We start from the raw sequence: 25200 nt of genomic DNA on the forward strand, positions 1-25200 counted from the left end.
ATCATCTTAAATCTGGGCTTGGACATATTCTCACTTGGAATAAAGTGATGGCATAACGTTAAAGTGGTGAAATACGCAGGAAACTTCGACTTTGGAGCAAATAGCGCTATCACGTAACGTTATTGTGTACTTCGTGGCCTAATTGGTCTGAATAGCGTTATTCTATAACGTTATTCAAAGTCGTTGCTCCACCTTTCGTGAGCAAGTAACAAAAAATGAAAATCCCCTTCAAGCATCTACTTGAAGGGGATTTTACGTTAGACACATTAATTCGGCACATGATAATTGCGGGTCGTGGACTTTTGCTTCCAAATCATTTTCTTCCAAATGAGTGGAATGCCGCCAATGAGGTATAAATACCGAGCGTCGATTATTTTTTTGATAAAAGAAGCCCGACGTCCTTTCACTTTCTTTACTCTAAGCAACCCCACCGCCTCACCGCGTCCCAAGGATGCAACCGTCCCCCTGTAATCATACACAAATGGCTTTAACTCTTTGCCTCGAACTGTTTGCATGAGATTCCTTGCTGCATTATAGCCCTGTTGGACAGCAATTTGGGCATTAGCAGGATAAGGTACGCCTTCTGGACTCGTGACGATCGAGCAATCGCCGGTGATGAAGACCTCCGGGAATTGATAGGACCGCAAGCAACTATCTACCTTAACTCGGCCCCGTTGCACATCAAATCCAGCTTGCTGCAGCAAGGAATTGCCGCGGATCCCCCCAGACCAGACGACTGTGCCTGCGCGGATGAACTCCCCATTGCCCAGAATAACCCCTTCCGATGTGCACTCCTTGATCGCGGTTGATAGCTTATATTGCACCCCTTTGCGGCGCATCACTTCCATGCCATATGCAATCAGATCCTCAGGCAGTCCGGGAGGCAGTGCCGACGGGGAAGCTTCCACATTATAAATTCGGACATCTGCCGGATCAACGTCATATGTTTTGCACAGAACAGGAATGCGATCCGCCAACTCCCCGACGAACTCCGTACCCGTGAAACCCGCGCCGCCAACGACGAAGGTCAGATAATCCTTACGCTTCGGGGCCACCTTGGACTTGGCGAACATATACTCAATGTGTTGCCGAATAAAGCGGACACTGTTAATGCTTTTGATCGACATCGCATACTCATGCATACCCGGGATTCCGAAGGTCTCCGTCTCACTCCCCAGCCCTACCACGAGATAGTCATAGTCGAGCGTCGAATCTTCCAAGACCACCTTTTTCTCACTAGGGACAATCTCTTTAACCGTCGACTTCACGAACCGAATCTTCCGCTCATCAATCAAATCCGAAATGCTCACACGCGCGTTATCATGATGATCCGTGCCGGCAGCCGGCATATGCAGGTGTGTCGTAATAAAATGATAGTCATGCTTATTGACCAGTGTCACGTCCATTTCACTTCTTCTCATCTTCTTCTGCAGTCGTATCGCTGTGACAAGCCCGCCATAACCTGCGCCTAGGATCACAATTCTGGGTTTACTCATAGCCTCAACACTCCTCCATTTGTGAAATTAATCACATATATCCTTGTGAAAATAATCACAACTTCTCACAAGGTGAGCCGGTAACCGGCCCTCTTTCTAATATATGCGCGTGCGCGCTGAAAATAACTAGGTAGGGCATGAAACAGGCTATGGATTTATTGCAGCCAGTATTAGCTCCCCCTTCGTGGGGAAATACCTGCAAATCTGCATCCACGTCACTCCGCGCTTTTATCTTGCATCCAGCGCAGCCGAAAGCAATTCATGCCAGCCACGCCGAGCTCCTCCAGCAAGCCAAAGTTCGCCCAGGCGCCAACAACAGCCCCGATGCCGGGGATGAGCTGTAGCATTTTACGAAAATCAATCGTATCCCGGTACTCCTGCTGCAACTGCTGCCAATTGACTTGCTTCATGTAGTCCGCGGCTGGCGGGAATGTCTGCGAAATCATAGGCCAGCTTTTAATCGTTTTGAGCAGCTCAGGCTTCTTCTTGGAACTAGAGAATGCGAGCTGAAATACATAGAGGATGAACAATCTTTCCCTATAGTCCTTGGTCGAGTAGCCGTACACATGCGCTAATTCGAAAAGGAATTTCAGCTTAATCCCGATAAGAATCGGGAAATCGGCTAACCCGAGCAAAATACCGCCAGCTCCCGTTCCTGCTCCTTCGGCGGCGGCAATTTTTTTGTACAGTGACAACAGATCCTTCGCTTTCCCATCTCGTTCCGCCAAGGATAGATCGCGCAGCGGCTCGGAAGCCGGTATATAGGTGATCCCGAACAGCGTCGTTTGCACAATCCCTTTAACCGTTGCTGTAATCGTGTTGTGAACTTTCTCAGGAATAACTTGATTAATCCGATTTTGAACGGATTTGGAGGCCCGCTCGATCAGGTTCGGCTCCTTGAGCAGCCGTATTTCCCACCGTTTCAGCTTTCGCTGCATTTGCTCTTCGTAGATCGTGTACGGCTGTTCCATGGCTTCACCACCGTCGGTTAGATTACTTATATCTTCATTTCTTTTTCGGTGATTTCGTCTGCGCTTTTTCACTATTCCTTGCCACTCGATATTGCACGATCCTGCTGATTAACGCTAGGGGCAGCGGTCGATCATGCGGAAATTGGACGGCTCCTTTGGACCTCGGATACTGCGCCAACTCCGCCTCAAATTCATCAATACCATTCGGCGTGGGGTAAAAGCCAATATGATTTTTGAATGCTGCGAAATGTACCAAATTGCCATGCAGATCAAAGGTAGGCATTTGGTAGCTAATCTTCTCCGTTGCCTCTGGTGCGGACTCTTTAATGACCGATCTGATCGTTTGAAGCTTCTCCTGCATCTCAGGGGGAAAGGTTGCTATGTAGGCGTCGATAGATGCGAAGGCGGTTTTGGTTTCTTTCATGCACGGCATCTCCTTTATAAGGATAGTTAGTTGTATTATACACGTTAGGTAGGGAAGAATTCGAGTTGTATCCAATTGCTCATTTTTCCCGAATTATGACAAATCGTGTCGTTTACAACCCTAAAAAACTGCTGTAATCTTATTCTATTGAAAGGTGGCGATGATTCCTGAATTTCCTAAAAACCCTTTTGAACCTTTGGGTTCCCTATAAGCGGTTGACCAGCATTTTTTTATTCTGCCTCCTCCTAGAAGTCGGATATTCGGTAGCCGCTCCTATGAGCCTAAAATATATGGTTGACGAGGCTTTCATACCCAAAAATCTTCATCATTTCGCCATCATCTTGACCATACTCCTCGGCACCGGCTTTATCAATATTTGTGCAAGTATTGCCGGAGAATATGCACTAGGAAATCTTGGCGGCCAGATCATCAAAAAACTACGGATCGAGCTGTTTACACACCTACAGCGGCAATCGCTCCCCTTCTATCAAACATACAGAGTTGGCGATCTTGTCACCCGGTTCTCGGCAGATATGGGATCCGTAGAAAGAGTGGTTCGCATCGCATTCCCATTTTTCCTGAAGGAAGCTTTAAGCGTTCTGCTAGGACTCATTTTACTATTCTCTATTGAATGGAAGCTCACACTAGCTATGCTTGCCGGCTCCATGCTGATGTTTATCGGTCCAAAACTCCTCCAAGGGCGAGCGGAAGCCGCTAATACTAACTACAAAGAAGCGCAGGAACATTTTACGAATACGATTGATGAGATGGTTAAGGGACATAAAACGATTAAAAGTTTGCATCTGCAAGCCAGATTTCAAGAGCGAGCCCGTAAACAGGTGCATGAGCTCTTTTCCTTTGGTCTAAAATTGCAACTTACCAATGCCATGATGGAACGGCTCCCCCTTATATCACTTTTGATTTTGAATGGGATTATGATCGGTTTCGGCGGTTATTTGATCTTCCATGACATGATGACGATAGGTGATTTTATGGCTTTCTTCACCTTATTCTTAAGTGTAGGACAGTCAGCTTCTAATTTAGCCTACATCATTCCGAACCTTATCGATTCTAGTATTAGTTTTCGACGCATCCAAGAAATGATGGATCATCAACCCAGTGTTCAGGAGGTCACTCATCCTCTAGAGCTGCCTTCTTCTCTTCCCTCGATTCGGATGGATGATGTAACCTTCGGTTATAGCGAGGCGTCCGATCAATTACGACATGTAAGCTTGCAAATTGTTGCTGGCAGCTATGTCGCTTTCATTGGCACTAGCGGCTCTGGCAAAAGTACGGCACTGCAGCTGTTATCCCGCTTTTATGATCCAAAGCAAGGCACTGTCTCTATGGATGACCACGACATTCGCACCCTAAGTGAAGCTTCTTTACGAAGACAGTCTACACTCGTTACGCAGGATACCTTCTTATTTAATACGACCATTCGGGATAACTTACTGCTGGATAGCGGTGCTTCCGAAGATGAAATGATCGAGGCAGCCAAGCAGGCGAACATCCATGATGTCATTGCAAGTTGGCCTGACGGATACGATACACAGGTGCATCATGAAGGGGGCTCTCTATCAGGTGGCGAACGCCAACGGTTATCGATTGCGCGAGCTCTCCTCAGAAAACCGAACATTCTGCTGCTCGATGAAGTAACATCAGCATTGGATCCAGCTACAGAAGCGGACATTAATCAGCTCTTAGATCGGCTTAGATCCGAGATGACCATTGTATCCGTAACGCATCGCTTGTCCTCAGTTAAGAATGCCGACTGCATTTATGTGTTCCATGACGGCCGAATTGTCGAATCTGGTACCCACCATGAGCTCCTACATAAAAGCAATCTCTACCGCAGCCTGTGGGATAAGCAGGTCGGATTTAACCTGTCTCTGGACGGGCTTTACGCCACGGTGGATATGGACAGGCTTGCCAAGCTTCCCTTCTTGGAAGGTATTGCACCTCCGTTGCTTAAGAACATCGCTATGTTATGTTCGACCGAAACCTGCAAAGAAGGCGAGAATGTTGTGAGCGAGGGCGATGAGGGTAACAAATTTTACATCATTGTCCGTGGTAAATTTGAAATTATAAAACGTATGCCTGATGGTGGGGAACGCCGGGTTGCCGTATTGCAAGATGGGGATCATTTCGGTGAAGTTGCTTTGCTTCACAATGTACCTCGAAACGCAACCGTAAGGGCGATGGGACCCTCGGTACTGTTGTCCATCAGACAAGAAGATTTTCACCGTTTAATGGCCGAACACCCGCAGATTCTAGAGTCTTTGGAACAAACACTTCAGAAACGAATTGGATAATGACTGGAAGTCAGAAAGGAGACACGCAATGACGCTAAACTTCCAAAAGTGTGTCAGCGATGACGATTTCGCCAAGGCCAGTTTATTCATGTTAGCCCATAAGCGTGACCTGCATGCTTCTTATTCTACGTTAGAAATGATTACGCTCATCTATTCCTACGTGACGCAGGGCAATCTGATTTGTGCGAGGGATGCCGATAACCGTGTGGTGGGAATCGTGGCCTATTACTACGGAACACCAGAACAGGAATTTCAGGATAAGGATGTTGCCTTAGTAGATATTGCCATTGCTGATAAAGCTTATCGAGGGTCACGCTTATTTATCCAGGGACTGAATTATATGGTGATTCAGATCATAGAGGGACATCCACAGGTCCAGGAGTTCAGGCTTGCCGCCTTGGCCGAGAACGACTATCTCTGTCGGTTGTATGCCAAATTCACAAAATCACACTTTGAACGTGAAGGCAGCCACGGCAAAGAAGTCGTTTTTTGTGAGAAAATTAACATTCTTAGGGATACCCTAAAGAAATTTGCTAGGATATAATGGAAAAAGAAGTACAAATTACGACATAAAGGAGGCAATCCGTATGTTTCCAGTTCCCCCAAATATCGATAAAGGTTCTAATAAAGGAAGCGGCTTCGGTAAGATCGTTAAAGTTAACGATTCTCTTCGCGTACAGCCACAATAATGTCTTTTCAATTTCGAACAAGCGAATTTGAAATGGACCATGAAGCCTATATGAACTTCCTGCTGCGCCATCATGATGAACTCCATTTGCCTTACACGTTCGGCATGAAGCTCAGCTTCATTAGCTCTCCACTCTTTCTAGGTAAAGCCATGCTCATCATCAGCGAAGAGTCCTACGACATGGTCGGTGCGGCCGGCTTCGGATACGGCACCGGTCCCGGCGATTATGAGGACCTGCATATTTGTCAGATCGAAGTGGCTTTTATTGAGAAAGAGCTGCGAAAGTCAACATTATTCGTACAAGGACTGCGTGCACTGGTACATGCCATCAAAGCAGGCAATCCCGATGTCCGGCAGGTTCAGTTCTGGGCCTCCGCGGCTGAGGATGGGAACGAACGGCTTTTTAACAAATTCCTCGCTCTTCCCGGCTCCACCAAATCCATCGTGAACAACTTAGCCCTCTATACGGTGCCGTTTCATGAGCTTGAGGCTTATTGTCACCGTTTGAGGTAGTGGTGAGAAATCCCTAACGAGACAATAAAGGAGCTAGCCCCTACAAAGTGGTTAGCTCCTTTTTGAGTTGTCTGAGCTTATGAAAACGTCTCCCTAATAGGTTTTTGGCAGCTTGTTTATGAAGGCTTTCAGGCTTTCTTCCCCGTTAATAAACAGCCTTTTTAGCAAGTAAGGGGACTGCTGATTGGTCGTCAAACCTTGGTCAATTGTAAACGCATAGCGAAAGCCTTGCTCTTTCATAATCTTTAACGTTGTTTGGTTATATTCCCCATAAGGATAACAAAAAACATCTGCTTGTGTACCTAGCTTCTCCTCGATTAACTTCCTAGCTTCTGTAATCTCATACACTTGTTGTTCCGCTGAAAGCCTAGGTAGATGAGGATGTGTCATACCATGCGGTTGGATGTCCCAGCCGGCTTCTTGCAGCTGCTTAACCTGATCCCAATTCAAATAACTGGCATCCTCGACCATGCCTGGCGACATGAAGAGTGTAGCAGGGAAATTGTATTTGGCCAGAATCGGCATCGCCTCCTCCACATTATCCACATAGCCATCATCAAAAGTGAGCAGTACAGGTTTATCGGGCGCCACGATCCCGCTTTTCTTTTCGATCAGGTTAATGAAGGTTGCAAGAGAAATAGGCGTATACCCATGGTCATGCAGATATTTCATCTGCGCCTCCAGCTTGGCGGGGGAAATAACGACCACATTCCCTGGATCAATCGTGACGCTGTGATAGTTAAGGACGGGTATGCTGACTTTGGCTGACGCTGAAGGAGTAACAACCCCATTGGGCATGTAGGTGTCTACAGTAACGGATGTCGTCTTAGGTGGGGCTGTGGTTACTAAGGCAGATGGAGTTGGAGTTGGTGTTGGTGTCACTTCCATCTGAACAGATGGCGTCGAAGTTGGAATTGTGTCTATTTGAGCTGGGAGTGACTGATCAGGCTTGTCCAATGGAGGGGATGAAACTTCAGAAGACACAGGCTCAGAAACGGGAGTTTGAAGTAATTCCTCGGCTTGGGCTTCTATGAGATTGGGGGCAGTTGAAGAATTAAGAGCACTGATGACAAAGAGAAAAAGAAGCGTAAACACGCCTGCTAGTACCGCGTAAAATAGGAACCTCTTCCTTCGGACGTTCATAACAAACCACCCACCCATTTCTCGAGGAATCGTCTATCACTCTATTTGTAAGCAGTAATTGAGAGAAATATTCCTAGATTTCGATAATAGGTGGGAAGTAACTACTAGACTGCTAATACTACTAAGTTAAAAGCAAAATCACCCAAGCAAGTAAAGCAACAACCACTAAAATAGTGTCAGCTCGCTGCCACTGCAGTGTAGTCTTCCTTAGCAGCAGCGTCTTGCCGTCCATTTGTTTCATCTCCATCGCGACCGTCATTTGCTCGGCTTTGTGGAACATCGCAAGTAAAAGGGGCACGACCAGTGCAGGGATGTCGCGCACGCGAACACTGCCTGGACGGACAGAGGCTTTACCTCGCGCTCGTACAATAGCCGAGAATTGCTGCCACTCCCGCATAATAAGCGGTATGAAGCGAAAAACAAACGAAACCGCTAAAGAGAACGATGCCACGGGCAGCTTCACTTTGTGCAAGTACTTCAAAGCCCAGTTCAATCCCTGAACGAGTTGACCATAAGGTGTCGACGTCGCGAGCCAATAGCCTGCCATCAACACGACAAATAAACGTGTCAGAATGAAAGCCGTGCTCCAGCCTTTGTCGACGGCATAGCCGAACGGCGAGAATTGAATCCCCGCCAGTGCAACGGAAAAGATCAAGAAAATCGCATAAGACGCCGCGATTTTGCGGATCCCGCGTAACACACTGCGCGGGAGGCCGAGAAAGGCGCAGCCGAGGAGCCCTGCGGCCACCGCGAGGCTGCCCCACCCCTGCTGCCCCATCGTGCCGATGGCGAGCAGCAGGTAGAGCAGCCACTTCGCGCGCGGGTCCAGCCGCAGCCACCCGGCCTGCGGCACAGGCTGCTGCAGCGGCCGCTCCGCAGGCGGCGGCACGCTTGCTGCGCGCGTGGCCGCTGCCTGCGCCGGAGCGCTGCCGCCGTCGCGCAGCGCGGCCAAGATCGCCGACGCGGCAAGCGCCGGCGTGAGCAGATCCGGCGCGATGGCGATGCCGACGCGCGCCAGCTCTTGTGAGGCCTCCGCGCAGCTCGGGAGGCCAACGCCTGCGCGCGCCAGCACCTCGGGCGCGCGGCAGAGCTCTTGCGGCGAGCCGTCGTAGACGAGCTCGCCATGGTCTAGAACGAGGACACGGTCCGCTAGCGGAAAGAACGTGTCCAGGTCGTGCGTGGCGATGACGAGTCCGCCACGATCGCTGCGCTCGCGCAGCATGCGCAGCAGCTCGCGGACGGCGGCCGCCTCGAGGCCGGCAGTTGGCTCATCCATGAGGAGCCAATCCGGGGCCGTGGCGAAGGTCGTCGCCAGCGCGAGCCGGCGCTGCTCGCCACCGCTGAGCGCGAAAGGCGAGCGATCCATGGCGAATACGCCAAGAGGATCGAGCGCTTGCGTCGCATCATGGATGCGGCGTTCACGCTCTTCCGCTGACAGCTTGTAAGGCCTAAGCGAGTAAGCAAATTCTTGTCGTATGCTCCGTGCGAACAGCTGCTGCTCTGGGAACTGGAACGTTAACCCGAATCGAAGCAGCAGGTTTGAATCTACCTTGTTATTTTTGAGCCAAAGAGGCTGTTCATCCAGTGTAACTGTTCCAGCTTGCGGTTGAAGTAGTCCCGACATGACTTGCAGCAGTGTAGATTTCCCTGATCCTGCATGCCCGATAAGCAGCGTCACGGTACCCTTTTCCAAGCTAAAACTTATATCTTGAATCAGCGTCACTTCTGGTGAATCTGGTGCAGCGACACGGACTCCTTGTACGTTTATCGACATGAGATCGCCTCCGCCAGTTCTTCCATACTCAACGGTAGTGGATCTAGAATGAGTCCCTGTTCTAGCAAATGCATCGCAGTTTGGATCGCAAAAGGCGGATCAAATCCAAGCTCCACACAAGGCGAAACTTTCTTCCCAGCCCCTTCAGCTTCTCCATAAAAGAACTTACGCGGCTCACCTTCAAATGTAATTCTCCCATCGCCAAATCCGATCACCCTCGTCGCATCCGTTGCCTCTTCCAGCCGATGTGAAATCCAGACAATCGTCGTTCCCCGTTGATGTGCAAGGCGTACAGCTGCGCGGACTTCTAACCGTGAAGCCGGATCCAGCATCGCTGTTGGTTCATCCAAAAGCAAAATCTCTGGATTGGCTGCGAGAGCTGCAGCGAGATTGACTAGCTGTTTCTGCCCGCCAGATAAGGTAGCCATTGTTCGCTCAGGCGATAGCGTTAAGCCTACAGCAGCTAATACATTCGCATACCAGTCCATGCGTTCTTCAGCTAATAACTGCTGAGCCTGTGGTAGAAAATCCAGTTCCTCCGCTATCGTTTCTCCTATGAATTGTGCTTCTGGCAGTTGGAGTACGCCACGCGTCGCCACAGTCACCTCATCCGTACTACGCAGAATTAGCCCCTCTGACAAAGGGTTCAACCCTAGCAGTACACTAGCAAGTGTACTCTTCCCACTTCCATTTGGGCCTACAACAGCTATCCACTCACCTTTATGAATGTCTAATGAGACGCCAGACCACACACGCCGCCCTTCTCCCGACTCCATTCGATAAATGATCGAAGCATTCTTTAATGACAGTAATTTCTCACTTATAGGCATGTGTAAAAAAGTTCCTTTCACTTTTCAAACAGTTGTGCTATCATCTGTATTGTCAACTTGGTTTATAGAGTTTGGTTGACAATAGATTAACAATACCAGAAACAGGAGTGATCAACAATATGAAACTTACGCTACGCGGTGTTATTTTCAGTGCTCTATTTGCAGCGATTCTCGTCTTATTCAGCTTTTTCAGTATTTCCGTTCCTAACTCACAAGTCCCCATTACCCTTCAAACATTAGCTGTTATGCTCGCTGGAGGTTTACTAGGTGCGCGTTACGGATTCCTTAGCATGGCGCTTGTCGTTGTACTTACTGCCATTGGTTTCCCACTCCTACATGGAAGCGGTGGTATAGGCTTAGTCCTCGGACCAACTGGCGGATTTATTATGATTTGGCCGTTTTCCGCCATGCTCATTGGTCTCATTTTACCTCGTATTCGCTTAAAAGGCATCATGGGCTATGTCGCGGCTTTCCTTGTTCTTGAAATTTTCGGCTCTCTGTTTTTATATTTGGCCGGCGTCCCTTGGTTAATGTATAAAGTTCCTTCTTACACGTTTGCAAAAGCAATGACACTAGGCTGCTATCCGTTTCTTCCCGGGGATGCAATTAAAGCTGCCGTTGCTGCGCTTATTATTGCGCCAGTTCGTCAAGTCTTTCCTCCGCAACGTCTTACAGGCTCATCTTCACACAGCATCGTTCAAAATGATAATAAGCAGGATGCACTCGCTAACTAGACATTGTGTCATATCATATTAAAAAAAGGGCTGTCCTCCTAGTAGCTTCGACTACTGGTGGATGGCTCTTTGTTTAGGGGTCAGATTCCTGCAATAGTGCAGGCGTATTCTCACAATAGACCTGTAGAAACAGAATGCCTGCGAATATGCAGTCTTTTTGACAAAAAACAGGCTAGTAAGGCGGAATTGCTGATAATACCTGCATTTTTGCAGGTATTTCGCTATAAGCGTCTGAACATGCGTAAATAGATGTACATTTGCATTAATTTTTTAGATTGAGCTTGTCTGCGGGTTATATCGGACTTGCCTTCCCTCACCCCCTCAATTTTTACGAAATTGTAATGTCTCACCCCTCATTTTTATGCGATTGTTATGCGCGAAGGAGTAAGCTTAGTCCTGTAGACAACAGCGCAACAAACAAATCTAATCCACTTGAGGAGTGTTTCTCGATGAAAAATAATAAAAAAGTTCTAGCCGCTCTCACGATTTCAGCAACTGTCGGATTATCCGCGATTCTTCCTTATCATGCTCTTGCAGCTAATCCTTTTACAGATTCCGCAAGTGTTACACAGATCCAGACTGCAATTGAGCAATTAGCTCAGCAGCAAGTACTATCTGGTTATGAGAACAACACTTTCAAACCTAATCAAGCCGTCACACGTAGTGAAATTGCCAAAATGGTAGCACTCTCTTTCCACGTAAACACTTCTGTGGATGCAACGACGGTTAGTCCTTTTCAAGATGTGACTTCAAAAGATTGGTTCTATAACTACGCGGTTTCCCTTCAATCACTAGGCGCTATGAATAGTGTCTCCGGCCAACAATTCGCTGGGGCACAAACCATCACTGCCGAGCAGTTGAGCAGCATCATCGCGACAGTGCTTAAAGTAGACGCTGCAACGATTCGCCAGTTACCAAGCTACGCTTCACTAAGCAGCCAAGTTACACGCGGCCAAGCTGCCTTGCTCTTGATTGAAGCTCAACAAGTGGCTCCAGTTCGTGTGACGAAGCTAGAAGTATTGAATGCCATTTCCCTACAAGTAACCTTCTCTGCACCGATTCCTACTGCGGAATTAGAACTCGATCCTGCGTCCAAAAACTTTGTTTTTGACAATGGTCTTGCCATTAATAACGTGCCGCGCCTCAAAACAGGCTCTGTATCCACGTATATTGTTCCGGTTCCAACACAAAAAGCAGGCACAACGTACTCACTGACGTATAAAGGTCAACCTGCCGTTACTTTCACAGCTAGCACAGAGCAAATCCGTTTGGATTCCACGGCTCAGGTTGCCAATGATCTATTTGAAGTTGAATCCCATCTAACGGATGGTGTTGCGGATTATGGTTATGTCATCGCGGCTTACAGTAAGGGTCGTCCAGGTGCATTTATTGTTGATGAGAATAATAGCTACAACGGCACGACCTACCAAATCCTATCTTCCATGCGGAATCGCCAAGTTCAAATCACCCCTGAGGGTGGTGCAACGATGACAGCGAATTACTTGCCATTCACGCAAGCCACCGATGGTCGCCAAGCGCCTAAGTTCATTTTGCCAAACGGAGAGACCTTCCACCCTGGTGTGAAATATACGGTTGCCGCAGACTGGGCGACTTTGAAGAACCCTACTTTTACGGCAAAAGAAATCGCTCCGCTTCAGCTTCAATCCGCAGCAGCCGTAGATGCGAAGACGATTGCAGTTACACTAACACAAGATCCGAAGGATGAAATCTTCGTATCACGTCGCGTAACCCTTACTGCTGCCGATGGTACAGTTCTGACGGCTGAATACAGCTTGACGACACGCAAAGGTGCCGTTGGTACGTTCACGCTTCTCAATAACGCTCAGTTGGTTCCAGATACTACGTACACCGTTGCGCCAGTGGGTGCATGGGCTACAGCAACAGGCGTCACTTTAAACTTGAAAAAGTAAGTAGCGATTATAAAACCGAATAACAAAAAGATAAGGAAGACGACCTGGGATCAGGTTCTCTTCCTTACCTTTGTTTGCTAAACTTATCCACAGGTACTGATTACCTAGCTTATTTCACTCTAAATCCAGAGGTGACCATCTATATGCTATTTACAAATAAAACTCTATTCGCACGCTTAACACCGCTCACGCTGTTTCTTGTCTTGGTTAGCTGTAGCAGCCCACAGCCGAGTGCAGTCAACAGCATCACTCCGACGAAGACATCGACCCCATCTCCAACTGCTGCTGCCACACAAACACCCGCGCCAACTTCCTTACCTACGACTGCGAGTCCTTCACCTTCGGCGACTACCGCTACAACCCTCATGGTGACACACTCCAAAAGTGACTACATGTCGTTCCTCGATCCCGCTTCTGGACGGATGGAGAAACTTGTCGTAGGTAAAGCCCCTTTTGCTATCGCAGAGGGGCCAAATCATCGCGCTTATGTGTCGACAGCTGAAGGTGTAGCCGTTATTGATACCAAGCAACGTACACGACTTGCTCTTGTCCCTTATCAGGCTAATGTGGGTAAACCCAACTTTGGAGAATATCGCTCTGGCGGTATGGGAATTGCCGTATCGCCAGATGGTAAATTCGCTTATATCGGTGTATACCTCAGTGGCGGTAAGAGTCAACTTGAGATTTTGGATACCGAAAAGCTCACGATGACAGGCCGAGTGCCTGTTGGCGTTCGCCCTTTTGATGTCGTCACCAGCCTCGACGGCCGCGAAGTATACAGTATCGACCACGACGGCTATACGGTGACGGCTGTCGATCCTTTTACCCTCAAAGGCCGCACGCTAGAGGCTGCTCCTTTTGGTAAAGGCGGCTTCGAGAAACCGCATTACGCCGCTGTCCGCGCAGATGGCCGCCTACTTCTCCCCTACCAAGGCCGCGGCCTAGTGGTGCTTGATCCGAAGAGCGGCAGCTACACAACTGAACCCTTGACGGGCAACACCCATCAAGAGGGAGTTACGCTTGCCCCGGACGGGAAGCAGCTGCTGATCGTTGGCATCGGCTCGGCTGGCAGCGCAACGGGTAAGCCTAATTTGACTGTGCTCGACGTGAACACTTATGCGGAGAAGATCCTGCCGTTAAGTCGTATGCACCAAATGGTCGCCAGCAGCGCTGATGGACGTTATGCCTATCTCACAGGAGGCGTCACTTATGCCGATACTGGCTGGAATGGGATGACAGTGGTAGACCTGCCAGCAGGGACGACGCGTGAATTCGAGCTGCCTGATTACCCGCTGGATGTTCAATTATTGACGAATAATTAGTTTCAGCTAATCATTGCCCTTCAGGCGGTCATGATTCACATATTCGATTAACTGGAAAAAATACAGCTATTTAGGCGGAATTTCTTAGAATTATTAATATAGCTGGAAAATCTGTAGTTAAAATTGCCTCTTTGGTGCCAATCAGCTAAAGTGATGGAAATTAAATACAGATTTTCCATTTAATTTTCATTTTTTTTGTAAAACATCAATATTTAACTGTATAAAATCACTCTATTTACCTGGAAGACCGTGGTTTTTACGAATCTCTCACCCGTATCGCTAGAAAATCAATCCCCCTTCGCCATATAACCAACACCAGGGTAGGTCACAATCAGTTCCTGCCCTTCGGTGTGGGTCTTCAGCTTCTGCCGAATCCGCGCGATGGTAACGCGCAAATACTCGACCTCATCGCGGTACTCGCTTCCCCAAATTTCACTCAACAACTGCTCATGCGTCATAACCTTCCCTACATGCTGCAACAATAGAACAAACAAATTGTACTCCGTCTCCGTAAACTTCACTTCGGCGTCCCCTATCCAAATGCGTCGCTGAGCCAAATTGACATTCACAGGTCCAACGGTCAATTCACTCACTGTAGATGTGGCAGGCATGCGTCCATCTAAACGACGAAGCACCGCATTGACTCTCGCAAACAGCTCGTCCAAAGAGAAGGGCTTGGTCAAATAATCATCCGCACCGAGATTCAACCCCTGCACTTTATCCGCACCATTGCTCCTGGCAGTTAGCATAATGACCGGCACACTTGAATAGGTGCGCAGTCTGCGTAAGACTTCGAAGCCATCCATCCCAGGCATCATTAGATCTAGTAAAATCAAGTCCGGATCAGCTGCTTCCGCCTTTTCTAACGCTTCAGCTCCGCTTTGACAGGTTACTGTCTCGAATCCTAACGATTTCAGATTCGCCGCGATGAAACGGATGATTTTGGGCTCATCGTCAACGATCATGATTTTCTTTGCGCTCATGCTAGCTCATCTCCCCCATTAAATCGCGGTATCATTAATGTGAAACGACTTCCCTTATCCAGCTGGCTTTCAACTTGAATGGCTCCGCCATGAGCATCCATAATCCCTTTGCAAATGGCCAGACCCAGACCTGTTCCCCCCGTTTGGCGGCTTGATGACACATCTACGCGATAGAAGCGATCAAACAGTTTGCTCAAATGCTCTTCCGCAATACCGATGCCATTATCTTGCACGTGAACGTAGACGTACTGATCATCCGTATGGGTGGTTACGCTTATGATCGGTTGCCGCTCATTATAGCGAACTGCGTTGATAAACAAGTTCAAGAAAACTTGCTCCATACGGAGCTTATCTGCAAATACCAGAGGTGTTTCTGCAGGTAACTCCACCTCGAATTGAGGCCTCGCTGCGCTGATTTCTTCAGGCATTCTGTTTCTAGCACTTTCGATCACAGCAGTTAGCTTCAACGATTGCGGGTGAATGCCCATCGCTCCCGATTCGATTTTGGAAATATCCAGCCACTCATCAATGAGATCTTGGATACGGCCTATGTCCTCATGGATACCCTCAAGGAGTTCCAGCTTAAAATCCTCATCCCATTGCGCATCCCTGCGAAGCAAGGTTTCCACACCACCGCGGATACTCGTAATCGGGGTTTTGAATTCATGCGATGCGAGTGAGATGAGATCGTTCTTAAGCGCGTCAATTTCATGCTCTTTCGTTCTATCCCGCCATACATACCCGCGGCCAAAAACCCGCCCCTCCCGCGCAACTTGAAACGCAGATACCATCATAAATCGAGGCTTGCCTTGCACGGTTTTCACGGTCAAAGCGCTTTGTACCCTAGGCTCTGCCGTTAGCTTGCTCAGCTGAACTTTATCCTGATCTTCCGTCAAAAGCTCGGCGATCCGCTCGAATAAATCAGCCTCAGGCATATGAGCTAAGTCGCCAATCGGAATTGCGAAGCTTTCCGCCATCTGATGATTGGCATACAGCACGTTATGCTGCACATCAATCAAGACTATCGCATCCGACATACTTTCTAGGACAGCATTCAACGTCGCATGCTCGTCCTGCAATCGCTGTGTTCGCTCTTCTACGCGATGCTCAAGCTCACTATTCAGCTGCAGCAAGGCGCGTTGGTTCTCCTTAATCTGTGCCGCCATGCGGAAGAAATGCTCTGCAAGTTGATGCAGCTCTGAAGGCGCTCCCCGGGGGACGACCTTCGTATCAGGCTGGGCGAACGATCCTCCAGCTAGTCGCTGGGTATAGCCGACTAAGGCATGGATCGTGCCGTTTAATCTTTGGGCCAACAAACTGCCTAGCAGCACGGTTAAGATTAATGTGAACACTAGCAACAGCAGCGTGATCCGTAATGATTCTGTGAAAGCTGCATTGACTGCTGCTGTAGATCTGCTTACCCAAACGATAAGATTCAAGTCTGGTATCAGCTTATAGGTAATGAATTCTTTATGTGATGAAGTGCTTAACGTATAGTTGCCTTCACCTTGTTTTAACATTTTGGCATCCGCTACAACTGGCTCTTTCGATAAATCTGCCATAGACGCCGTCAACGCTGCATTCGGATGATAAATAGGCTTGCCTGCATGATCCAGCACAACAGGATACGTCTCTGTCCCATAATCGTATTTGGTTACAAGCGTCTTAATCGGGGCTAGCTCCAACACAGCCAGAACGAAACCATCCACTTGTTTATTCCCTCGGTAAATCGGTACGGAAATAGCTAATGCTGGTTGATTCAAGCTCTCTGGACCTATAAATAACGAAGAGATAATGGCTTTCTGTCCGGCCCTCACCCGACTAGTGTAGTCCCGATTATTAACATCTACACCAATCAGGTCCATAGACATCTGATGTGTCGCTTTAATGGTCCCCTTTTCATCCACCACATAAATGCCTGTAAATCCTTCCAAGTTTTCTTGCAGCGATTGCAGCTTCAGCGTTAGACTTTCTCGGGTCCTGAAAGCAGCATCCGAGGCCGAGATCGTAGCCGCCAAAGTTTCAACCGCATTGCGATGATAGGACATGTACGCCTCAACCGCGTCTCCTAGACGATACGTCGTCTGCCGCTGATTTTGGTTCGTTTCCTGCGTAATATGTTTAATTTGAGAAACCTGGAAGCCGCCAAGAATCAGGATCGGAACCAAGGCCATTAGGGCGAATGTTATTGTTAAATGAGACCTCATGGAATAATGCTTCAATAGGAAATACCCCGCTCTCCAGCTCAAGCTTATGCTTGGCTTTCCTACTTATTTTACCACTGTCAAAATTGTAATGAAAATGAAATCTAACTTTCATGTTGTTTTAATGTAACTTGCCTATAATAAAGACCAACCCCCCTTTAAAATATATAAACTTAGACCCACAGCCCGTTGCTGTGGGTCATTTTTTTTGGCATACTGATTTAGACTAAATGATAAAGGGCGGCTTTGTATGACACCTATGAAACCTGAACATGAATGGATGACGACCAAATTTCGCGAGATCAAGAATGTCATTTCCTCCTACCTAACGCAGGTGCTACCTCAATTTCAAATATCACCGATCATGATGTACGTCTTAGAGTACCTGCGTAAGCATCCCGATTGCATTGCCGTCGATATTGCCAACGAATTCGGGCTAACCCGAGGAGCGATTACACAGCTGTTGGATAAAATGGAGGAACAGGGACTTCTCGTCCGCAAACCCCATCCGACAAGTCGCCGCAGTCACTTCCTGCAGATGACGGATAAAGGAAATGAGCTCATAGTTAACATTCTCGCTGCGTATAATACCAGAATCGAACAACTCTTTACTTCTTATACAGAGGAAGAGCTCGCGACATTGCAACAGCTATTAGCTAAAATGCCTGTTTAAAATCCCAACAAAGGTTGGGGTTTTTCATTTTTCAGTTGACGAATTCGATATCCAGTTGTATTGTTTAGTTTCTAAACAGTTAAATAAATAAACACATAAGGAGTTCATCATATGCATAAAATTATGGCGATTACGGGGGCATCCTCAGGTATCGGACTTGCAACCGCCCTGAAGTTTGCCGAGCTTGGCTGGACGGTCTATGCAGGTACGCGCAATGTCACTCGGGATCAAGATCAGTATGCTGGCGTCGCGAATCTTCATTTTATGGAAATGGAAGTAACGGATCCGGCTTCGATGGAAAAAGCCTTCGGCGTCATTGAACAGAAGCATGGGCACCTGGATGTGCTCCTCTGTAATGCAGGCTTCGGTTTCCTGCGGGCACTCGGTCAAGCTAGCTTCGAAGAGATTCAATCCGTATTTGATACGAATGTTTATGGGGTCATGCATACGATTCGGGCTGGACTTCCCTTGCTTCGCAAATCGGATTCCGCTCATCTTATCGCAACAACAAGTGTTGGCGGCTTGGTCGGTCAACCTTTCAATGAAATCTACTGCGCAGCGAAATTTGCTGTTGAAGGCTTGCTTGAAAGCTTAGCTACCTACTATAAGCCTGCTTTCGGTATCGACGTCACGCTGCTTGAGCCTGGAGCGATTGCGACGAATTTTAACGCTACGGTAATGAGCCATGTTCAAAAAACCGGCGGCATCCTAGAAGATGACTACAAGACGATTCTTACCCAGTATATAGATACCTTCGCCAAACGTAATTCAGTCCCGCAAACTTCCGAGTCCGTCGCCGACGTTGTCGTGAAACTTGTGACCGTGATGGAGCCTAAACCACTCCGACTACGCACTTCCGAGCAAGCTGAAGCTTTCGTGCAATATAAAGTGAGCCAAGATCCAACTGGCCTTGCAGGGGTGTTAAATACACGGAAGCTGCATTTGAATATGTAAGGGTCGCTTGAAAACCTGCAGATTTGCAGGTTTCACATGTTAGTTGAATCTCTCGTGTAAGTGTAATTGTGAGCACCACACCACACTACGCTACACTTCACCACCCCGAGGTCTCCCTCTGGGGTGGTTTTTTGCGTAAACACATAATTTCCCACAATCTTACGATAGGATGTCCATAATCTTTCGGTACAGTAAGGGTGTAAGGGAAATCAATCATCCCTGCACGCTACATAAATCGAAAGGAGTTTTCACACTATGAAAACAACATGGAAGAAACGCGCCGTTCAAACGAGCCTGCTAGCTATTATGACAACCATCGCATTCGGTGCAGTAAGTGCATCTGCGGCAGATACAACAAGTGAAGTACACCCCACCGCCAAAGCGGTACAAATGGTAAAGGCTGTTGGAGCAGTGCCAGCCCTTCACTTCCGCTCTTCGAGTGCAGGCTTGCTTAACTCACCTGCTCATGAGCGCAACTATTTGAAAATGCTTGCTACTACGTACGCACCAGATACTCTTGCTGACTGGAAAAAAGCACTCGATGATCGGAAGCAAGTAGAAGCGGATCTACCCAAACCATCCTTCGCTCAGACAATAACGTTTTCAAGTAAAGATGCTACGTCGGATGTTTCTGTACAAGCAATCCCTGCTGAAGGCGCTACTTTAGTAACTTCATTTGAAGGCGGAAAAGCTATCGAAGCTTTGCCATCATTACCTACGCTCACAGCTACCGAGATCAAAGATCTGCCTGAGGGGGTAACTCATCCTACAAAAGGCTTCCTTACAAGCATAACGAAGTCGTTTGATGGAACAGCTCCAGAGCAGATTACCCGTCTTCTTCCAGTTGAGGCTGGAGTTACGAGTGATATAATGATAGCTAAGCCTGTAGAGTCTGAGAGCATGAAACTTCAACAAAAATTAACAGAGGCGGTAGAAGCGGATGATGCAGAAGCGATCCGTGCGATCTTGCCAGATTTGTTAAAGGATTTTGTAAAGGGCACAGAAGACATGCGTGAAATGATTAAAAATATCAAAGAGCAACCAGCAACAGAAGCTGAGAAAAAATAATCGGTAAGTAAGGTGGATCCGGTCGCATATGATGCGATTCGGCTCCACTTTTCCTCATGTTATAGAAGGTATGGAAGGCGTGATATGCGATGTATACGATCTATTTAGTAGAAGATGAAGAACATTTACGAGGCGTATTAGCGGCCTATTTGGAGAAAGAGGGGTGGCAGGTGCGTTCGTTCCCCGATGGAATCTCAGCTAGAGAAGCAATCTCGGAGCGGCCGGACTTGTGGGTCCTCGATATTATGCTGCCTGGTGTAGACGGCTTCCAGCTCATGCGTGAAATTAAAGCCGATCAACCGACGCAGCCGGTCATTTTTATTTCCGCCCGCGATGCCGATATCGATCGCATTATTGGTCTTGAGCTTGGGAGCGATGACTATTTGGCCAAGCCATTCCTGCCTCGTGAGCTTGTGATTCGTTCACGCAAGCTTTTGGAACGTGTCTATGCTGGCCAAAGCCACCAAGGAAACGGGATTCTGGTTGCTTCTTCCGAGCGCCGAGTGAAGCCAGCCACAACATTCGCCTCCTACACCATCGACGAACCCGGGCGATTAGTAACCGATCTGGATGGCAACACGCTAGATCTGACTTCGAAAGAATTTGAGCTGCTGCTCTATTTTGTCCAAAATCAAGGACAAGTCCTTGAACGCGAACAAGTCTTGCGCTCGGTATGGGGCATCGACTACTTTGGCACTGATCGTGTCGTCGATGATTTAGTGCGGAGAGTCCGCCGCAAGTTACCTGAGCTTCGCTTAGAAACCGTATACGGATACGGGTATAGGATGGTGAAATCATGAGTCTTCGACTAGGACAGTGGCCGCTCGCTATGAAATTATGGAGTGCCTTCGCTGCATTAACCCTGCTGATTTTCACACTGCTCGCGGTATTATTGCCCTGGACATTGAAGGGCTTTTTCACCGAACAGCTTTATAGTATTTTGCTGGATACCCAAAGTGGTCTCCAAGTGGAAGCAACGCTAGCAGAGCCTCGCCCTGCTTTTGCAATTCCTATTGCACCTATTGCTCAACAACCTGTAGACCTTACAAAGTCGCAGGAACAGCCAACTCTTGGTACCCGTGTCGTTGTTGTGCCTGGTGGCGATGCCAGCGGTACGGTCAATATGGGGGCACAGCCGAGCATAAGCACTTCAGTCGGCACATTGACAGCTGTCTCTACGTTATCTGCTCAGATCACAGCTCCTCTGGAAAGTACATTGACCGGCCCATCCATCCGTCATTTCACCATTAGTGGTACACAAGCAGCTCAAGCCATCGCAGCTACAACGGCTACCACTACAACACTCCATTCGGCAGAGCCGTTCATGGCTGCTATGGAGAAAGATGCCTTAGCCCAGCTGCAGCCCGTGGAGAAGTACTCACGCAATATTGACAACAAAAGCATTTTCTATGTGATTCGAAAAGAGGTCACCCAAGGAACCCCTAACTTTATCGTTTCCTACGCTTGGGGCAACTACCGCAACGATCTGATTATGTCGATGTTCGGCAGATTGATGCTGCTGATGGTAGGCCTAATCGTAGCCAGCTGGCTTCCCTGCTTATTGTTGGCCCGCTATTTCACACGCCCGCTCGTTCAGATGGAGCAGCATGTGGGCCGCATGGCCAAGCGCGATTGGCATGAGCCCATCGATACAGGCCGCCGTAAAGATGAGATCGGTCGCCTAGGCAAAGCCATCGAGCTCATGCGCCAGCGGCTTGTGAAGCAAGATCATGCGCAACAATTCTTCTTGCAGCACACCTCGCATGAACTAAAAACACCGGTTATGGTGATCCGCAGCTATGCGCAATCCATCCAAGACGGTGTTTTTCCGAAAGGCACGCTGAGCGCGAGTATCGGCGTCATAATGAAAGAAGGCGAACGCCTAGAGAAGCGCATTCGCGATCTGTTACTGTTGAACAAGTTGAATTATTTCACGGCCAAGGAGAAGCCTTTCCATGCGTTCGATATTAAAGCTGTCATCGAAGATGTCGTTGAACGTCTCCGCTATCGGCGTCCCGAGATTGACTGGGAGCTGCAGCTCGCTCCGCACACATTGATCGGTGATCAAGAGCAGTGGAAAATCGCCTTAGAAAACATGCTCGACAATCAACTCCGTTACGCCGAAACATGCATTCATATCAGCGTTAAGCCCGCTCCTCATTTTGAAATTCGGATGAGTAATGATGGACCGCTGCTGGATCAAGACATCGCGGATAACCTGTTCGAACCTTTCCGCACTGGCGGCAAAGGGCAATTCGGTCTCGGTCTGGCCATCGTGAAACAAATTATGGATCATCACGCGATGAGCGTTCGTGCTGCAAATGAAAGCAATGCTGTCACGTTTACCATTTTACCTGCTGACAATACGGTTAGAGGCACTGAGGCATAGCACAAAGTAGCAAAAATAAATAGCCGCGTAAATGATCGTCGTAGCTAGAATCGGGATGAGTAGATTTCCACCGATCAATTGGATCGTCGCTAATGCCTTGAGAACCATGATGCTGTGCACAACGCCTAACAAAAGAGGCAGCATGAACACGAATAGTGTCTGCTTGGCGATAGTCGTCCGGATTTCCTTGCGGCTAACACCGATTTTGCGCAAAATTGTATAGCGTTCTTTATCTTCATTTGCGTCCGTGAGCTGTTTGAAGTAAATCATGCACCCCGTCGCGGCTAGAAAAACAAGTCCAAGGAACCCTAACGTGAAGATATCCATACCTGCGGATTCCATGTTTTGACGATACTGAAAGTAATACGAGGACATTCCGTTCTGGTCAGTTTTCAGCTTCATCAGGGCATCGCTGGTTAGCTTCGTCGAAGATTGATCTTTCACCACATAACCCTTGTATACCACTTCATCCGAACCTGGCACCAGCTTCGCATACAGGCTATCGCTCACGATGAAGCAAGCATCCGGGAAGCTCCACGGGAGCACTCTGCCTACGATGCGCTGTTTCACCGTCAGGGTCTGACTACCCGCCTGAGAGTTGAACGAAATTGTATTCCCTACCACCTCATTATCGGTAAAAGTGGCATATCTAGGCTGAATGACGGCGATATCGTTGTCTTTCAGTTCAATCAGGCCCTGTCGATTCAACACATCGGAAGTCTTATTGTACGTTGAGGCCGAAATGAGCTTAATCGGAACAGCTTTTGCATCATAACTCGATGGATGATAATAAAAATCAGTCACGTCCGCCTTCACTCGGATAATCGGAACATCTAGCTTTTCCGAGATCGGATGTGCTTCATCCTGCTCCAATATCGTGAGAACTTGCCGATCAAAGTTTGTTCCTTGCGAAATGTGCATGTAGCTGAAAGGTGCTTCATCTGATGCGTCATTCGTGATTGTAAAATACGCGCTTGAACCTACCGTAACCGCACAGAGCGTCAACGCACTAAGCAGTGCTATCAAAGTGAACATCCGTGTATTCCCGCGAATGCGATAAATCAATTGGGCCGTGGAGATCATGTTCATGCCCTTATAGTAGCGTGATTTCGTCTTTTGGGCGATTTTCAAGATGTAAATAAGTGCATACCGAAACAGCAGGTAAGTACCAGCAATCAAGCTGCCGAAAATAATGAGGAAATTCCGTCCCATCTGCGCAGAGGTCGTCATCGGTTGGAACACGGCCCAATAACCGAGAATAATGAGTCCGATGGCAAGAACGGCCGAGAAAACGGAAGGCTTCGGTACCTGCTCCCCTTCCTGCTCCGCTTTGAACAATTCCACGAGCTGAAAGCGATAAATCAAGCGATAGCTATGGATTGACGTCACCACGATGATGATTGCAAACACGATGAGTGTGTTCACAATCGCCTCGGACGAAATACTAAAGCTGACTTCAACCGTGGAATCCAACAGCTTGAGGAACATCATCGCGAACAGCTTAGACAATAACGTGCCTAGTACGATCCCCACGCCCACCGCGCCTATCCCCATCATCATATTTTCATAAAATAACATCGTACCGATTTTACGCTTCCTCACGCCAAGCAGGGCGTATAGGCCGACTTCTTTCTTCCGCTTTTTGGTGAAAAAAGAGTTGGAATACCAGATAAATACCGCTACAAACAAGATGAGAATAATGGAGGCTTGGGTAAAGACGGACTTCATGCCCTCCCATTTCTGCATATTTGCTGCAATCTCTTCGCTATACCGCAAGGATACAAACGTATAGTAGATCACCACACTGAAAATCATTGAGATAAAATAAATCAAATAGTTCTTCAGATTACCGAGGACATTCCTTCTGGCCAGACTAAATAAGGTCACTTGCCCCACCCCCTAGCACCGAGAGCACATCCATGACTTTATTGAAAAATTCCTTGCGTGAGGACGTCCCTTTATTTAACTCCGTGAATAATTTACCATCTTTAATAAAAACAACACGTGTACAATAACTGGCTGCAAAAGCATCATGTGTCACGATGAGAATCGTTGACTGATCCTGCACATTCAAGCTCTGCAAGCTTTCTAACAGCTCGGTCGCTGACTTGGAATCCAGTGCCCCCGTTGGCTCATCCGCAAGCACAAGGCTAGGGTTCGAGACGATGGCTCTGCATGCTGCTGTACGCTGCTTTTGCCCGCCGGAGATTTGGTACGGATACTTATCTAGCAGCGGATCGATCCCGAACTTTTTACTAATCACCTCTACACGGCGTTCCAATTCAGTCACATTCATTCTCGCTAGAGCGAGCGGAAGCAGGATATTCTCTTTCACAGTCAAGGTATCCAGCAGATTGTAATCCTGAAAAATGAAGCCCAGCTTCTCGCGGCGAAACGTCGCCAGCTCGGCCTCCCTCATCTTCATCAGACTTACTCCGTCCACCATAATTTCCCCCGAGGTGGGTTGATCGATCGTAGCTAGCATATTCAGCAGGGTCGTTTTGCCTGATCCGGATGGCCCCATAATACCGACAAATTCCCCTTGGGAAATGGTTAAATCAATATCCTGCAACGCGGTAAATACATTTCCTTTGGAACCATAAACCTTCTTCAGTTGCTTCGCTTCAACAATCGTTCTCATATCGGTTATTCCTCCAATAAACATGGTTTGAATCTTATAGCTCTATCTTACAGCCTCCTCATTTGCTCAACCATCGAAGTAACTTACAAGTCCTCGCGCTACCTTACAATTTTGTCATGATTGTGCTACCATTTCTGGTATCGCACT

General features: G+C 48.0%; 21 protein-coding genes. 11 read left to right on the forward strand and 10 right to left on the reverse strand.

Annotation, left to right across the window (positions count from 1 at the left end; all coding sequences use genetic code 11):
- Positions 1-266: 266 nt before the first annotated feature.
- The 3 genes from AC58QM_RS31235 to AC58QM_RS31245 all read right to left on the reverse strand — a co-directional run bounded on the left by AC58QM_RS31235 (position 267) and on the right by AC58QM_RS31245 (position 2891).
- Complete coding sequence (locus tag AC58QM_RS31235; RefSeq protein WP_497288652.1) at positions 267-1496, reverse strand: NAD(P)/FAD-dependent oxidoreductase; 1230 nt, start codon at positions 1494-1496, stop codon at positions 267-269.
- 215 nt (positions 1497-1711) lie between these two features.
- Positions 1712-2467, reverse strand: a complete 756-nt coding sequence (locus AC58QM_RS31240; protein WP_497288696.1) for an EcsC family protein — start codon at positions 2465-2467, stop codon at positions 1712-1714.
- Positions 2468-2501: 34 nt separating this feature from the next.
- Complete coding sequence (locus tag AC58QM_RS31245; protein ID WP_497288653.1) at positions 2502-2891, reverse strand: iron chaperone; 390 nt, start codon at positions 2889-2891, stop codon at positions 2502-2504.
- A 215-nt stretch (positions 2892-3106) separates the two neighbouring features.
- On the opposite strand from AC58QM_RS31245, the gene AC58QM_RS31250 reads away from it, so the two are divergent.
- The 3 genes from AC58QM_RS31250 to AC58QM_RS31260 all read left to right on the forward strand — a co-directional run bounded on the left by AC58QM_RS31250 (position 3107) and on the right by AC58QM_RS31260 (position 6407).
- Positions 3107-5206: an ABC transporter transmembrane domain-containing protein gene (locus AC58QM_RS31250; RefSeq protein WP_497288654.1), complete on the forward strand. Its 2100-nt coding sequence runs from the start codon at positions 3107-3109 to the stop codon at positions 5204-5206.
- Between the two features lie 28 nt (positions 5207-5234).
- Positions 5235-5750, forward strand: coding sequence for a hypothetical protein (locus AC58QM_RS31255; protein ID WP_497288655.1), 516 nt, complete (start codon positions 5235-5237; stop codon positions 5748-5750).
- A gap of 177 nt (positions 5751-5927) precedes the next feature.
- Complete coding sequence (locus AC58QM_RS31260) at positions 5928-6407, forward strand: hypothetical protein (protein ID WP_497288656.1); 480 nt, start codon at positions 5928-5930, stop codon at positions 6405-6407.
- Between the two features lie 93 nt (positions 6408-6500).
- On the opposite strand, the gene AC58QM_RS31265 is transcribed toward AC58QM_RS31260, so the two are convergent.
- From AC58QM_RS31265 to AC58QM_RS31275, 3 genes are all read right to left on the reverse strand, one after another.
- Positions 6501-7550 (reverse strand): polysaccharide deacetylase family protein, encoded by a 1050-nt coding sequence (locus AC58QM_RS31265; RefSeq protein ID WP_497288657.1) that lies wholly within the window; start codon positions 7548-7550, stop codon positions 6501-6503.
- Between the two features lie 121 nt (positions 7551-7671).
- On the reverse strand, positions 7672-9324 hold the full coding sequence (locus AC58QM_RS31270; protein WP_497288658.1) for an ATP-binding cassette domain-containing protein: 1653 nt from the start codon (positions 9322-9324) through the stop codon (positions 7672-7674).
- On the reverse strand, positions 9315-10154 hold the full coding sequence (locus AC58QM_RS31275) for an ATP-binding cassette domain-containing protein (protein WP_497288659.1): 840 nt from the start codon (positions 10152-10154) through the stop codon (positions 9315-9317). The genes AC58QM_RS31270 and AC58QM_RS31275 overlap by 10 nt, the downstream gene beginning before the upstream one ends.
- 119 nt (positions 10155-10273) lie before the next feature.
- Between AC58QM_RS31275 and AC58QM_RS31280 the strand changes: the two genes are divergently transcribed.
- From AC58QM_RS31280 to AC58QM_RS31290, 3 genes are all read left to right on the forward strand, one after another.
- Complete coding sequence (locus AC58QM_RS31280) at positions 10274-10888, forward strand: biotin transporter BioY (RefSeq protein WP_497288660.1); 615 nt, start codon at positions 10274-10276, stop codon at positions 10886-10888.
- Positions 10889-11337: 449 nt separating this feature from the next.
- Positions 11338-12819: an S-layer homology domain-containing protein gene (locus tag AC58QM_RS31285; protein ID WP_497288661.1), complete on the forward strand. Its 1482-nt coding sequence runs from the start codon at positions 11338-11340 to the stop codon at positions 12817-12819.
- Positions 12820-12962: 143 nt separating this feature from the next.
- On the forward strand, positions 12963-14141 hold the full coding sequence (locus AC58QM_RS31290; RefSeq protein ID WP_497288662.1) for a YncE family protein: 1179 nt from the start codon (positions 12963-12965) through the stop codon (positions 14139-14141).
- Positions 14142-14428: 287 nt separating this feature from the next.
- On the opposite strand, the gene AC58QM_RS31295 is transcribed toward AC58QM_RS31290, so the two are convergent.
- Both AC58QM_RS31295 and AC58QM_RS31300 read right to left on the reverse strand, forming a co-directional pair.
- The gene (locus AC58QM_RS31295) at positions 14429-15124 is read right to left on the reverse strand and encodes a response regulator transcription factor (RefSeq protein WP_497288663.1); all 696 of its coding nucleotides are present in this window, start codon (positions 15122-15124) and stop codon (positions 14429-14431) included.
- The gene (locus AC58QM_RS31300; protein WP_497288664.1) at positions 15121-17331 is read right to left on the reverse strand and encodes a sensor histidine kinase; all 2211 of its coding nucleotides are present in this window, start codon (positions 17329-17331) and stop codon (positions 15121-15123) included. Before AC58QM_RS31300 ends, AC58QM_RS31295 begins: the two co-directional genes overlap by 4 nt.
- 247 nt (positions 17332-17578) lie before the next feature.
- On the opposite strand from AC58QM_RS31300, the gene AC58QM_RS31305 reads away from it, so the two are divergent.
- The 5 genes from AC58QM_RS31305 to AC58QM_RS31325 all read left to right on the forward strand — a co-directional run bounded on the left by AC58QM_RS31305 (position 17579) and on the right by AC58QM_RS31325 (position 22412).
- On the forward strand, positions 17579-18001 hold the full coding sequence (locus AC58QM_RS31305; RefSeq protein ID WP_497288665.1) for a MarR family winged helix-turn-helix transcriptional regulator: 423 nt from the start codon (positions 17579-17581) through the stop codon (positions 17999-18001).
- Positions 18002-18112: 111 nt separating this feature from the next.
- Positions 18113-18955, forward strand: coding sequence for an SDR family oxidoreductase (locus AC58QM_RS31310; RefSeq protein ID WP_497288666.1), 843 nt, complete (start codon positions 18113-18115; stop codon positions 18953-18955).
- Between the two features lie 255 nt (positions 18956-19210).
- The gene (locus tag AC58QM_RS31315) at positions 19211-20023 is read left to right on the forward strand and encodes a hypothetical protein (RefSeq protein WP_497288667.1); all 813 of its coding nucleotides are present in this window, start codon (positions 19211-19213) and stop codon (positions 20021-20023) included.
- An 89-nt stretch (positions 20024-20112) separates the two neighbouring features.
- Positions 20113-20823 (forward strand): response regulator transcription factor, encoded by a 711-nt coding sequence (locus tag AC58QM_RS31320; protein ID WP_497288668.1) that lies wholly within the window; start codon positions 20113-20115, stop codon positions 20821-20823.
- Positions 20820-22412 carry an ATP-binding protein gene (locus AC58QM_RS31325; RefSeq protein ID WP_497288669.1) on the forward strand — a complete coding sequence of 531 codons (1593 nt, stop codon included), beginning with the start codon at positions 20820-20822 and terminating at the stop codon, positions 22410-22412. Before AC58QM_RS31320 ends, AC58QM_RS31325 begins: the two co-directional genes overlap by 4 nt.
- On the opposite strand, the gene AC58QM_RS31330 is transcribed toward AC58QM_RS31325, so the two are convergent.
- Together AC58QM_RS31330 and AC58QM_RS31335 are read right to left on the reverse strand one after the other, a co-directional pair.
- Positions 22374-24299, reverse strand: coding sequence for an ABC transporter permease (locus AC58QM_RS31330; RefSeq protein WP_497288670.1), 1926 nt, complete (start codon positions 24297-24299; stop codon positions 22374-22376). The two genes, AC58QM_RS31325 and AC58QM_RS31330, sit on opposite strands and share 39 nt — an antisense overlap.
- Positions 24286-25053: an ABC transporter ATP-binding protein gene (locus AC58QM_RS31335; protein ID WP_497288671.1), complete on the reverse strand. Its 768-nt coding sequence runs from the start codon at positions 25051-25053 to the stop codon at positions 24286-24288. The genes AC58QM_RS31330 and AC58QM_RS31335 overlap by 14 nt, the downstream gene beginning before the upstream one ends.
- Positions 25054-25200 lie beyond the last annotated feature (147 nt).

Source organism: Paenibacillus sp. J22P165, assembly GCF_059692015.1.

Bases quoted from the DNA above. Each gene is read 5' to 3' on its own strand.
- AC58QM_RS31235 (WP_497288652.1), bottom strand. From the start codon at position 1,496: ATGAGTAAACCCAGAATTGTGATCCTAGGCGCAGGTTATGGCGGGCTT.
- AC58QM_RS31240 (WP_497288696.1), bottom strand. From the start codon at position 2,467: ATGGAACAGCCGTACACGATCTACGAAGAGCAAATGCAGCGAAAGCTG.
- AC58QM_RS31245 (WP_497288653.1), bottom strand. From the start codon at position 2,891: ATGAAAGAAACCAAAACCGCCTTCGCATCTATCGACGCCTACATAGCA.
- AC58QM_RS31255 (WP_497288655.1), top strand. From the start codon at position 5,235: ATGACGCTAAACTTCCAAAAGTGTGTCAGCGATGACGATTTCGCCAAG.
- AC58QM_RS31260 (WP_497288656.1), top strand. From the start codon at position 5,928: ATGGACCATGAAGCCTATATGAACTTCCTGCTGCGCCATCATGATGAA.
- AC58QM_RS31265 (WP_497288657.1), bottom strand. From the start codon at position 7,550: ATGAACGTCCGAAGGAAGAGGTTCCTATTTTACGCGGTACTAGCAGGC.
- AC58QM_RS31270 (WP_497288658.1), bottom strand. From the start codon at position 9,324: ATGTCGATAAACGTACAAGGAGTCCGTGTCGCTGCACCAGATTCACCA.
- AC58QM_RS31275 (WP_497288659.1), bottom strand. From the start codon at position 10,154: ATGCCTATAAGTGAGAAATTACTGTCATTAAAGAATGCTTCGATCATT.
- AC58QM_RS31280 (WP_497288660.1), top strand. From the start codon at position 10,274: ATGAAACTTACGCTACGCGGTGTTATTTTCAGTGCTCTATTTGCAGCG.
- AC58QM_RS31285 (WP_497288661.1), top strand. From the start codon at position 11,338: ATGAAAAATAATAAAAAAGTTCTAGCCGCTCTCACGATTTCAGCAACT.
- AC58QM_RS31290 (WP_497288662.1), top strand. From the start codon at position 12,963: ATGCTATTTACAAATAAAACTCTATTCGCACGCTTAACACCGCTCACG.
- AC58QM_RS31295 (WP_497288663.1), bottom strand. From the start codon at position 15,124: ATGAGCGCAAAGAAAATCATGATCGTTGACGATGAGCCCAAAATCATC.
- AC58QM_RS31300 (WP_497288664.1), bottom strand. From the start codon at position 17,331: ATGAGGTCTCATTTAACAATAACATTCGCCCTAATGGCCTTGGTTCCG.
- AC58QM_RS31305 (WP_497288665.1), top strand. From the start codon at position 17,579: ATGACACCTATGAAACCTGAACATGAATGGATGACGACCAAATTTCGC.
- AC58QM_RS31310 (WP_497288666.1), top strand. From the start codon at position 18,113: ATGCATAAAATTATGGCGATTACGGGGGCATCCTCAGGTATCGGACTT.
- AC58QM_RS31315 (WP_497288667.1), top strand. From the start codon at position 19,211: ATGAAAACAACATGGAAGAAACGCGCCGTTCAAACGAGCCTGCTAGCT.
- AC58QM_RS31320 (WP_497288668.1), top strand. From the start codon at position 20,113: ATGTATACGATCTATTTAGTAGAAGATGAAGAACATTTACGAGGCGTA.
- AC58QM_RS31325 (WP_497288669.1), top strand. From the start codon at position 20,820: ATGAGTCTTCGACTAGGACAGTGGCCGCTCGCTATGAAATTATGGAGT.
- AC58QM_RS31335 (WP_497288671.1), bottom strand. From the start codon at position 25,053: ATGAGAACGATTGTTGAAGCGAAGCAACTGAAGAAGGTTTATGGTTCC.